The following is an 11,374-nucleotide window of genomic DNA, read 5'->3' as shown; positions in this document are numbered from 1 at the left end:
CTTGTATATCTCATAACTTGTATTATATCATATTTTTTCTATGTGGACAAGTTCTCATATCAAACAATACCATACGGTACAATATACGGTCATGAGAATTTCACTTCATATGAATATGCAAAAAATACAATATGAATTTTGTTTCACTGGATTTGAAATCTCTTATTCAGTTGGTTTTTACAGTGACAAGTAAATGTTCGTAAAACATATTACATAGCAATAGAAGAAAAATAATCCTTGACAGATTTTAATAATTATGCTATAATTTAATTACCGAGTGGCAAAAAGCGTAAATCCAGGAATGGATTTACGCTTTTTTTGTTTACCGGAATTTATGAAACGGAGAGTTTTTAATGAACAAAGAAGTAAAATTAAACAAAATGGGGACAATGCCGGTCAACAAGCTTATGCTTTCAATGGGCATTCCAATGATATTGTCAATGGTTTTACAAGCAGTATATAATATTGTTGACAGTGCTTTCGTCTCCAATATGGCAGTCGGCGGTGAAGAAGCTATAAACGCTCTCACACTTGCCTTTCCGGTACAGATGCTTATGGTGGCTATGGGAATCGGAACAGGAGTAGGCGCAAATGCACTTCTTTCAAAATCCCTTGGAAACAGTGATTCAGAAAAAGTCAACAAAACCGCAGGAAATGCCATTTTTCTCGGAGCAGTGATTTATATTGTATTTTTGCTGTTCGGAATTTTCGGTGCCGGAATATATATCAGATCCCAGACATCAAATTCCGTTATTGCCGAAATGGCTGAAGATTATTTAAGAATATGCTGTACCTTATCATTCGGCATTGTTTTCTTTTCAATTTATGAAAAGCTTCTTCAATCCACAGGACGTTCAATCTTTTCAACCATTGCTCAGATTGCCGGAGCAATCACAAATATTGTTCTTGACCCGATTATGATTTACGGTCTTTTAGGCTGTCCGGAAATGGGAGTAAAGGGTGCGGCATATGCCACAGTAATCGGACAGTGTGTTTCCTTTGCCGCAGCCATTATATTCCACTTTACAGTAAACAAGGAAATCTCAAATAAGATAAGCTATCTTAAACCTTCCGGAAAAATAATCGGAGAAATTTATGCTATAGGCGTTCCGGCTATCATTGCTCAGGCTCTTATGTCATTTATGACATATGGTATGAATATAATTCTGGGCAAAGTAAGTGAAAATGCCGTTACAGCTTATGGTCTGTATTATAAAATACAGCAGTTTATTCTTTTTGCAGCATTTGGTCTCAGAGATGCCCTTACTCCTATAGTTTCCTTCAATCATGGTATGAAAAGCAAGTCCAGAATAAATGACGGAATAAAATATGGTATGCTGTATACTCTGATCATTATGGCTGCCGGATTTATTTTCCTTGAAATATTTGATGGAAAGCTGACCGGTATTTTCGGTTTGTCAGGTGAAACAGAAGAATTATGTATGAGTGCAATAAGAATTATTTCAGTAAGTTTTATTTTTGCCGGAGCAAATATTGCATTTCAGGGAATATTCCAGGCTCTCAACAGCGGAAAGGAATCGCTTATAATTTCCATTTGCAGACAGCTTGTTTTCGTTATACCGGTAGCATGGGCATTTGTGATGATTCTAACTAAAACCGGAAGCGACAATACATGGATAGTATGGCTGACATTCCCTATCGCTGAAATATTATCATCAATCATAGCATGCTTCCTTATGAAAAAAATTTACAGCAACAAGGTAGAAGTACTCGCCTGAGAATTGATTGAGTCCCCTTTATTTTTGTGCATAATCAATAAATAAATTATGTCAAACAGTTACAAAACAGAAAATTTTTTTTAAATCCCTTGTTTATTAACGGAATATCGGTTATAATAAAAATATAAAGGGGGCTGAAGTTTCAATGTGTGATAAAACAATGACTTTTTCTGTTAACGATGAAAAAGAAATAGAATTAAAGAAAAATCTTACTATTATTTATGATGCTCTGGTTCAGAAAGGCTACAACCCCATTAATCAGATAGTTGGTTATATTCTTTCGGAGGATCCGACATACATAACCACATACAACAACGCAAGAAGTATTATCCGCCATATAGACAGGGATGAGCTTCTTCAGGTATTGGTTAAGTCTTACCTTGATGAATAAAACTTCATAAATTCTTATTAGAAGAAAAGCACAATTTTCTTCTTAAAAATGAATAGATTTTTCACGGCTGCATGAAAACATGCAGCCGTTTTTATTTGCAGTATTTACTTAAAAATATGTTACTTTTATCTTTTTTCCCATTTTTTTCAGACACTCTGCAAGCTCGTCTGCAACCCTCATTTTAAGATTGAAATTTATCGGAAGTCCCGGATTCTGATGTGCAGGATTCATTGCACGTCCTACAAAAAAGTTTATATCAGTTGCTTCCTCCAGCAGAAGTCTGGCAATTAGTGAAGCACCGTCCTTTTTAGTACTCCAGTCATAGTAACATGCGTTATCCGCCAGATAATTCTGAGCATATTTCAAAACCTTTGTCATAGTTATAATTCCCTCCGTTGTAAGATCAATCCCCTTTATATGAGCAATAGGAGGAACATCAGGATCAAAATAATCCATATCCGGAATAACCTTTTCACCCAGATGTTCAGCTGCAAGCATGGAAGTAGTTCCGCCGCTTACAATTCTTTTGCCTTCCTTTGAAAAAAACATTTCCATCATCTTGTCAACATCATCAGGATTTGACGGAGGTCCAAATAACAGGTTTACCGGTTTTCTGGTACGTATTTTTATTGCAGCAACAGTTGTATCATCTCCCGGTTCATGACCGTAAAGGCAATCGCATTCATCAAGAATAAGCGTTGCAATAACTTTTGCTGTATAATTATCATCATACAGTTTCTCAATATAATCTATAATATTGTCACGCTGCCAGCCAAAATTCATGTATTTGCCGACTCCGGCATAAATTGCACCGTCGCTCATTGCAATAAAAACATCATTTTCGCACAGACTTATTTTAGATGTATAAATCACCTTTCCGCCTGTTTCCATTTTATGCTTTTCATATTCGTAATTCTTTCCGTTGCGGAGAAGTATTACATGAGGATTGTCATACTGAATCAGTTCTGCTTCACTGTTATTTAAAATTCTCATGATAGTAAAAGTAGAATATGCAACCTTTCTGACTTCACATACAGGGAGTGTTGCTGCAATTGTAGAAACACATTCTTCTATACTCATCTCATTTGCCATCATGGTAGAAATAATTTTAGAAGTAAGCGTAGACAAAATACTTGCTTTTACTCCGCTGCCCAGACCGTCGGCAAGAACCAGAACAGTATAATCGTCGCCCTTTTCCACTACATCAACATGATCTCCGCAAAGCTGTTCACCGTATTTATAAAGGCTATGATACCCAACGTCTGTACAAAGATTATTCATCGCCCAAACTCTCCTTCAGATTAGTAAGTGCCACCTTGGTTTCAGCCACAGTCTCCCCCAGCAAAGATGCTATTTCCTGAACCGTTCTCATCTGTTTTTCAATAACCTTGTCTGTGATTTCAATTGTATTGCTGCAAATCATGTTACGCTTTTCACGTTCATTTTCTTCCTGTGTAATATCACGCATAATACTCATAATAATATGATATTCCTGATCATAAATTATAGTTTCTTCTACATACTTTTCATACTGTTCAAGATATACTTTTTTATCGTGAATATTTCTTTTAGTATCCATTACATTAAGATATTCAGCAGGGTTCACAACCATAACAATAGGATTATTCAGAATATCAGACTGATTTTTTATATTAAGTATCTCACATGCGGCATTATTTATCTGCTGTACTATCAGTTCCTCATTAAGAACTATTATGCCATTAGGTGTATTATTAATAATCTTATCTGAAAATGATTCCGCCTTATCCTTTAAAAATGGCAGACACATAGTAAAATCCGCTTTATTCTGATAAACTGCTATAGCCTTTTCACGGCATGTGTCATATCCGCAGCTGCCGCAGTTAAGTTCCTGTTCAGCAGTTGACTTACCCATTTTATGAAGAATTTCATTGATAATACGTCCGCTTGGCATTGCTTTACGAAGAATATCGCTTTTGAAATCCTTTTTGAGTTCTTCACTTCCGCATTCCGGTATATCATATTCCCTGTCCCCTGCATATCTGTCAACTGCAACAAAATCAGTAACCGGAAGCTTATGCTCACGGCTCATAACCGGTCCGCCAATACAGCTTCCGGAACATGCAGACATTTCAATAAAGCAGTTTTGAATTTTTCCGTCAATTATGTCTTTAAGAGCATTTATACAGTTTTCTGTACCATCAACAGAAATATAACTGTATTCATCATTGCGATTTTTTATGGTTCTGAGGATACCGCCATTTGTAGGATATAATCTGGAAGTATATTTTCCATCCGGATCGTCTGCCGCTTCAAATGTAACATTTTCCTGTTCCATCCATTCAGTAAGCTCTTCAAACGTCAGTACAGCGTCAACAATACCCGGATATTTTTCAGCTTCTTCCTTTTTGGATATGCACGGACCGACAAAAACTGTATAGCAATCCGGATTTTCCTTTTTCAGTTTCTGGCAGTGTGCCTGCATAGGTGAAAGAACATCTGCAAGGTATTTTAAGGCAGCCGGATAGTGCTTCTGTATCAGTGTATTTACTGAATTACAGCAGGAGGATATTATAACACTCTGTTTTCTTTCAAAGGTTATTTTTTCATATTCATGAGTAACCATCTGTGCACCTACCGCTGTTTCTTCAGCATCAGAAAAGCCTAGCTTTTTCAATGCGTTTCTCATTTGAGTAATGTTAACGCCATTGTAATTAGCAGCAAATGACGGAGCAATACTTGCCATAACTTTCTTGCCGGATGCAATCGCATCCTTTACTTTATTTACATCATTACGAATCTGTTTTGCATTCTGAGGACAGACTACAAAACATGTACCGCATAAAATACATTCATCAGCAATTATGTAAGCCCGGTTATCCGAAAATTTAATTGATTTTACAGGGCAATGACGAATACACTTATAGCAGTTTTTGCAATTTAATTTTTTTAACTGAAGATAATTTTCCATAACAAAAGCCTTTCCATTATGTATAGATTATTGTATTTTATCCAAAACGTATTTTTCAAATATTTCATCAAAATTTTCCGGAGAAACTCCGCATATTATTTCATCATCAATTTTAACAGAAACACCCTCTGTACATTTTCCAAGACAAAACGCACCGGAAAGATTAACCTTTTCACTCAGATTATATTTTTCCACAGCCGATTTCATAAGTTCAATTATTTTTGCCGAGCCGCTTAAATGACAGGAACTTCCGACACATATGAATATATTCACTAATTTTCCTCCACATTCTACATTAATTTTTATCAGTTAAATTATAGCATAATCAAAAATAAGTGTCAACTTGCTTTTTTACATATAAGAAAAAAGCGGCATAAACGCCGCTTTTTTAATTAAATTATTAATAGAAATCAACATCTATTTCGTATATAACTCCGTCATAATAGAATAATGTGATCTGATTATAATTATCATCACCAGTATCTTCAATATAAGTATAACCGTTCTTATCATCAGTTAACTTACAGCCGTACTTTGCAACTGCATCGCTTATCTTGCTTCCGGCACCAATTCCGTCAACGGTCAGATTTACATCTGATTCATCAGTTACTGAAAGTCCTGTTATTACACAGTCCTTAGGTGCGGCAGCTGCTGAAGAAGTATTCTCAACATATACGGCAAGGCTTCCGTCCTGTGAATAGAAATATTCACAGTAACCTGCTTCAACTTTATCAACATCAACATCCACCTTATCAAGGAGTCCGTCTATTTTAGCCGGGAATGTAACATCTCCGCCGTTAATCTGAAATTTGATTTTGCTGAAATCATATTCAACAGATTCCGGAATATCAGCTTCTCCTGTCCAATCATCTTCAATAACTGTCTCAGACGGATCAATAATATCAGTCTCACCAAAAGGATCCTCTGTGTATCCTCCGCCAATAAGTGAATTAAAGTCAATTCCAAATACTGTAGTAAAGTTATTCAGGAAGCCTTCAATATCTGCTGAATTTGCATACTCTTCCATTTCTGCTCCGTCATCAGTGTAATTATATACCTTTTCGCTGTCACTGAATGCTGTTACAGAATCTGGTTTTTCATTGCTGTACTTTAATGATATTGTGCCATAGTTTGTACCGTTTATGTTAAGATCAGTTGCAATTTCCTGACTCTTTCCATCAGAGCCGAGGTTAACTTTGATTTCTCCCAGTCCAAAAGATGAAAGATCCAAAGTCAATTCACCGCTTACATATCCCTTTTCTTCATTTTCAGCCTTAAGATCGTTAAAATGAATATTAAAATCATATTCTTCTGTATCTGAAGAGATTATTGAAACTTCTGCATCTCCGGTTTTCTTATCAGACTTTTCTTTAAAATTGCCAGTAACTGCAATGCCATCACCATCAGCCATAAGATTAAATTCAAAAGCTTCATCAGATCCGTCTTTAGCAGACATATAGTCAATTTTAAAATCCTCATCTTCAAAGTCTTCATCAAGCTCAAAGGATCTTCCCTTTATAATACCGTTGCTGTCAACATACACATTCATGGAGCCTATTTTCTCACCGCCTGAGATATTATATTCTCCCAGCTGGTCAAGAAGATTATTTACAGCTTCCCTGTATTCATCCTTTGTCATTGCGCCTGTGGATTCAACAATATTAATAATTGTCTTGTCATCCCTGGCTTCTTTAAGAACATCCTTAACGATCTGGTAAAGGCATCCTTCATCAATATCAGCTGTAAGCTGATTATATTCCGTCTTGACGCCGTCTACTTCGCATTCAACGCCTTTTTCCAGTTCAACATCCTTAATATTTGTAAACACTAAATCAAAATATTTAACAAGAAGTTCTTCAAGCTCATCATCAGTTAAAATTGACTGAGCGCCTTCTCCTGATACCATTTTTTCAAGCAGTGACAGTACAGGCTCTGCACTTTCAGAGTCTGCTTCAGGCAAAGCTGCCGGCATTTCTGCAGAAGCTTCTGAAAATGCATTTTCAAACATAGTATCCATATCCATTGCTATGTAAGCAGATGAAAGTTCCGGAATCTGATAATAATATTTACCGTCCTTAAGATAAACGTTTGCAGTTATCAGGTTTGTTCCGTCAGCATTCAGCTTTACAGTTGCAGCCTGATATCCGTCAATTGCTGTTCCCTGTCCGTCAAGAATAATATCCTTAGGAATAACAAATCCTGATTCAGAAAGAGACGCACCTGTGTTTTCTTCAATCAGTGCATTAATAGCATCTGTTTCCAGATTAGCCTTAAGCTCTATCTGAGAGTCCTGCTCACTTGAATTTGTAAGTTCGTCATAAATCTCTGCTGCTTTTTCAGCAGTTCTTTCCATATTTTCGTTTTCTACCCACGCATAATATTCCTCCGGGTCATTAACGAGCATTTTAACATTATTTTTTACCCACGGAATAAAATTATACGCAGCAGCGCATCCGCCTGCAAGTACGGCTATAATAATTATAATTGTAACCAAAATTGCAGTAATGCTTTTCTTTGCCGGCTCAACACCGCTGATAATTTCAGCTCCGCTTAATGCCGGTTCTGAAGCATTGACAATCGGATCAGGATTAATCTGAGGTTCTGTACCTGAATTATCCGATGTCTGATTCTGGATATTGTTATCATTTAAATCTGACATTCTTTTTCCCCCTGTAATTTCTTAAAAATTATTTAGCTTACGCTTAAACACTTAACATGTTAACAAATTTATTTTGTAAAGTCAATATTTTTTTTAATTTTTTGGATATTTGTATATATTTTATAATTGTTTAATGTTGTTTTTTAATTATTTTTATGTATGTTTTTTAGTTTCAAGGCAATAATAATTTTGTTCTCAGATGAGAATACATTATTTATGAAAAGGTGATTGAAATGGATAAGAAGAAAAACTCTAACATCCACTGCACAGTAAAGCAGTGCGAACACAACATGGAAACTGAAGATTACTGCACACTTGATGCTGTAAGAATCGGTACTCACGAATCTAACCCTACAGTTCCTGAATGTACAGACTGTAATTCATTCGTTAAGCGTTCAAACTGCTGCGGCTAAAAAATAAAGGACGGTTCAACCGTCCTTTTATTTTTTCATTATGCAGGCGTCACAGTTTTTATAAACTGTAACGCCTTTTTGAACTTATTTAGCTTGACTGATATCCAATTAAAAGTTTTGGTCAAGCTTTTCCCGGACTTTGTTTTTATTTATACAAATAATCTTCAAGCTCTTGCAGCATTAAATCATATGCCGCACCGGTCAGATGAATACCATCGCCGCTTGAATATTCATTATCAAGAAATCCCTTACTGTCTCTCAGCACCACTGCTGAATTTACAAAATGTATCTGTTTATTATAATCTTTAAAAAATTCCGATAAACTATCATTATAATCATTAATTTTATCATTTTTTACATAGCTGCAATCCGAAACTACCGGGGACAGTCCCATAATATATATATTTGAATCAGGACTTTTTTCAAGAACACTGTCCGAAAACTCTTTATACATCTCTGTAAATTCATCTGCGGAATAGGATATAATATCATTAAGTCCCATAGATAAAATAATATTTTCAGGCTGTATACACTCTGCTATATCAAGAGGAGCCATTTCAGTTCCTGCATAATCGAATTTATAATCGTTTATTTTAGTCAGGCTTACACTTTGCTGTGCAAACACATTTTTCATTGGCAGCCGTTCATAGGCACCATAACCCAAAGCAATAGAATCCCCTATCACTATAACATTTTCTTTAAAAATTTCAAATTCACTGTCTTCAATATCAGTATAACTTTCATTCTCTGAACTTTCCATAGTTTCACTTTCAGAAGTGTTTTCTGTTGCCGCCTCAGACGTTGCTTCTGTTTCAGCAGACTCTATAGCATCAGTTTCACTTGTAACCGAAACTGATGATGTTTCAGCAGCCTGAGCATCATTCACCTGAGCCTTTGCCTGACCGCATCCTGCAAGCAAAACCGCCATACATAATAATACAGCTGTCATTTTTCCTTTTCCGTTCAACACAATAACCTCTTTTGCAAAGCAAAGGGCGAGTTAATGCTCGCCCGATGATTTTTATATTTTTTCAAACTGATTATTATTCAGTTACTTCTTCAGCAGCTTCTGTTTCTTCAGCATTTTCAGCTTCTGCATCTTCAAGAAGTGCTCTGATTGAGATACTGATTCTCTTCTTATCAATATCAATTTCAGTGATCTTTACATCAACTTCCTGACCTACAGAAAGAACGTCACTAACATTTTCAACTCTCTTGTCTGCGATCTGAGAAATATGAATAAGACCGTCAACGCCTTCAATAATCTGAGCAAATGCACCGAAAGGTGTAATAGAAACGATCTTTGCCTTAACAACATCGCCTACATTGTAATTATTCTGGAATTTAACCCAAGGATTATCCTCAGCCTTCTTGAATCCCAGGGAAATTCTGCCTGCTTCCTTGTCCAGATCCTTGATGTAAACTTCAAGAACATCTCCTACCTTGACAACTTCGCTCGGATGCTTGATTCTGCTCCATGAAAGTTCAGAAATATGAACCATTCCGTCAATTCCGCCAAGATCAACAAATGCACCGTAGCTTGTAATTGACTTTACTTCGCCCTTATAAACCTTGCCGACTTCAGCTGTTTCCCAGAATGCAGCCTTTGCTGCTTCCTTCTGAGCCTTTGCAACTGCCTTGATTGAACCTACTGCTCTGCGGCGTGATTCATTTACTTCAATAATCTTAAGCTGAACCTTCTTTTTCAGAAGTTCGTCAAGATTCTTGTCCTTGCCAAGACCTGTCTGTGAAGCAGGAACAAAAACTCTTACTCCGTCAACAGAAACGAGAATACCGCCCTTAACAACGTTTAATACAACGCCGTCGAGTACTGCGTCCTCTTCCTTAGCCTTTGAAATGTTGTCAAAGCCGACAAGTTCGTCAACTTTTTTCTTTGAAAGCATAACAATGCCTTCCTGATCGTTGATCTTTGTTACAATCAGATCAACCTCATCTCCGACATTTACAATGTCTGAAGGCTTCTTTGTCTGGTCATCAGTCAGTTCAGAAAGCGGAACATAACCGGTGTGCTTTGTTCCGATATCTACAATTGCTTCGCTGTTATTAACTGCGGCAATATAGCCCTTAACTCGCTCTCCTGTATGTACTTTTTTGAAAGACTGTTCAAGTGCCTCCTCAAAATTAATGTCATCTTCTAAGATTTCAGCCATGGTATTTTGTACCTCCTTAATTATATAAGCCGGTGTGGATGCCCCGGCAGTAATGCCTATTTTATCAGCATTTTTCAGGTTTAATGCATAAAGCTCGTCCGCATTTTCTATATGGTATGACGGACAGTTTTCAGAACAAACATTATAAAGCTTGATTGTATTGGAACTGTTTTTTCCGCCCACCACGATCATAACGTCAACCTCTTTTGAAAGAAGTGCTGCATCTGACTGACGCTGAGAGGTTGCACTGCAAATCGTATCGAAAACAAGAATGTTATCGTCATCCTTTGGAATAACCTTTAAACACTCTCCCCATATTAATATATTATACGTTGTTTGAGCAACAATTGCAAGCTTTTTTTCTAAATTTTTATAATTTTTACTAAAAAAACTTTTTAACTGCGTTTCATCTTTAAAAACGAAGTAATTTTCGTCACAATGACCAACAATTCCCTGCACTTCAGGATGGTTCTTATCCCCGGCAATCAGAATAAAATATCCTTCCTGCGTTTTTTCCCTGACAATTTTATGTATTCTTGCCACAAAAGGACATGTCGCATCAATATAAGTATTCCCCTTTTTTTCAAGCGCACTGTAAATATCCATTCCCACTCCATGGGAACGAATAACCGCTTCTTCACCTTCTTTGAGCTCCTCCACACTCTGAGCGATTCTTACTCCTCTGTCAGTGAGATCATTTACCACATCAGCATTGTGAATAATAGGTCCCAGTGTAACTACCTTTTTATCTTTTTTTTCAAGTTCGCTGTAAACCAGCTTGACCGCCCTGTCGACTCCAAAGCAGAAACCGGCTGACTTGGCAACTTTAATTTCCGCCATTTCCTTCCTCCACAAGTTCTTTTATTTCTCCCATGATTCTCTTTTTTATTTCTTTAAGCTCGTGGGGATTAATGTCCTCGCCCACATGTATTTCATCCGGCATTACAGGCTTTCCGTATTTCACAGTTACCCGGCTTCTGAAATGAAGTTTTCCCTCAAAGACGATGCCGGCTGGAACTACCGGTACTCCTGATCTTGCGGCAATCAGTGC

The 11,374-nt window shown here is 36.8% G+C and carries 9 protein-coding genes and 1 pseudogene; 3 read left to right on the top strand and 7 right to left on the bottom strand.

Going from position 1 to position 11,374, the window contains the following annotated elements; translation table 11 throughout:
• Window positions 1-353 precede the first annotated feature (353 nt).
• Entirely contained in the window at window positions 354-1,739 is a 1,386-nt protein-coding gene (locus ACI4WO_RS04800; RefSeq protein WP_439806423.1) for an MATE family efflux transporter, read from the top strand.
• Window positions 1,740-1,884: 145 nt separating this feature from the next.
• Entirely contained in the window at window positions 1,885-2,130 is a 246-nt protein-coding gene (locus ACI4WO_RS04795; protein WP_439806422.1) for an IreB family regulatory phosphoprotein, read from the top strand.
• Window positions 2,131-2,238: 108 nt separating this feature from the next.
• Here ACI4WO_RS04795 and ACI4WO_RS04790 read toward each other — a convergent pair whose 3' ends face one another.
• From ACI4WO_RS04790 to ACI4WO_RS04775, 4 genes are all read right to left on the bottom strand, one after another.
• On the bottom strand, window positions 2,239-3,411 hold the full coding sequence (locus tag ACI4WO_RS04790; protein ID WP_439806421.1) for a SpoIIE family protein phosphatase: 1,173 nt from the start codon (window positions 3,409-3,411) through the stop codon (window positions 2,239-2,241).
• Entirely contained in the window at window positions 3,404-5,080 is a 1,677-nt protein-coding gene (locus ACI4WO_RS04785; protein ID WP_439806420.1) for a [Fe-Fe] hydrogenase large subunit C-terminal domain-containing protein, read from the bottom strand. Before ACI4WO_RS04785 ends, ACI4WO_RS04790 begins: the two co-directional genes overlap by 8 nt.
• Window positions 5,081-5,107: 27 nt before the next feature.
• Window positions 5,108-5,353 (bottom strand): NAD(P)H-dependent oxidoreductase subunit E, encoded by a 246-nt coding sequence (locus ACI4WO_RS04780; RefSeq protein WP_439806419.1) that lies wholly within the window; start codon window positions 5,351-5,353, stop codon window positions 5,108-5,110.
• A gap of 127 nt (window positions 5,354-5,480) precedes the next feature.
• On the bottom strand, window positions 5,481-7,739 hold the full coding sequence (locus ACI4WO_RS04775) for a hypothetical protein (protein WP_439806418.1): 2,259 nt from the start codon (window positions 7,737-7,739) through the stop codon (window positions 5,481-5,483).
• A 233-nt stretch (window positions 7,740-7,972) separates the two neighbouring features.
• Between ACI4WO_RS04775 and ACI4WO_RS04770 the strand changes: the two genes are divergently transcribed.
• On the top strand, window positions 7,973-8,152 hold the full coding sequence (locus tag ACI4WO_RS04770; RefSeq protein WP_439806417.1) for a DUF1540 domain-containing protein: 180 nt from the start codon (window positions 7,973-7,975) through the stop codon (window positions 8,150-8,152).
• A 145-nt stretch (window positions 8,153-8,297) separates the two neighbouring features.
• On the opposite strand, the gene ACI4WO_RS04765 is transcribed toward ACI4WO_RS04770, so the two are convergent.
• The 3 genes and pseudogenes from ACI4WO_RS04765 to ACI4WO_RS04755 form a co-directional block, all read right to left on the bottom strand.
• Window positions 8,298-9,101 (bottom strand): SGNH/GDSL hydrolase family protein, encoded by an 804-nt coding sequence (locus tag ACI4WO_RS04765; RefSeq protein WP_439806416.1) that lies wholly within the window; start codon window positions 9,099-9,101, stop codon window positions 8,298-8,300.
• Window positions 9,102-9,195: 94 nt separating this feature from the next.
• Window positions 9,196-11,163: a bifunctional 4-hydroxy-3-methylbut-2-enyl diphosphate reductase/30S ribosomal protein S1 gene (locus ACI4WO_RS04760; RefSeq protein ID WP_439806415.1), complete on the bottom strand. Its 1,968-nt coding sequence runs from the start codon at window positions 11,161-11,163 to the stop codon at window positions 9,196-9,198.
• A pseudogene (locus ACI4WO_RS04755) lies at window positions 11,150-11,374 on the bottom strand (lysophospholipid acyltransferase family protein); the annotation flags it as partial. The pseudogene ACI4WO_RS04755 and the gene ACI4WO_RS04760, both read right to left, overlap by 14 nt.

This window comes from Porcipelethomonas sp., from assembly GCF_051893655.1.
In the GTDB taxonomy this organism is placed as follows: Bacteria; Bacillota; Clostridia; order Oscillospirales; family Ruminococcaceae; genus Porcipelethomonas.
Note: the sequence above shows the minus strand (reverse complement) of the source record. Positions and strands in the feature narration are given on the sequence as shown.

What these genes read in the sequence shown, in the direction of transcription:
- ACI4WO_RS04800 (WP_439806423.1), top strand. Translation starts at nt 354, where the DNA reads ATGAACAAAGAAGTAAAATTAAACAAAATGGGGACAATGCCGGTCAAC.
- ACI4WO_RS04795 (WP_439806422.1), top strand. Translation starts at nt 1,885, where the DNA reads ATGTGTGATAAAACAATGACTTTTTCTGTTAACGATGAAAAAGAAATA.
- ACI4WO_RS04790 (WP_439806421.1), bottom strand. Translation starts at nt 3,411, where the DNA reads ATGAATAATCTTTGTACAGACGTTGGGTATCATAGCCTTTATAAATAC.
- ACI4WO_RS04785 (WP_439806420.1), bottom strand. Translation starts at nt 5,080, where the DNA reads ATGGAAAATTATCTTCAGTTAAAAAAATTAAATTGCAAAAACTGCTAT.
- ACI4WO_RS04775 (WP_439806418.1), bottom strand. Translation starts at nt 7,739, where the DNA reads ATGTCAGATTTAAATGATAACAATATCCAGAATCAGACATCGGATAAT.
- ACI4WO_RS04770 (WP_439806417.1), top strand. Translation starts at nt 7,973, where the DNA reads ATGGATAAGAAGAAAAACTCTAACATCCACTGCACAGTAAAGCAGTGC.
- ACI4WO_RS04765 (WP_439806416.1), bottom strand. Translation starts at nt 9,101, where the DNA reads ATGACAGCTGTATTATTATGTATGGCGGTTTTGCTTGCAGGATGCGGT.
- ACI4WO_RS04760 (WP_439806415.1), bottom strand. Translation starts at nt 11,163, where the DNA reads ATGGCGGAAATTAAAGTTGCCAAGTCAGCCGGTTTCTGCTTTGGAGTC.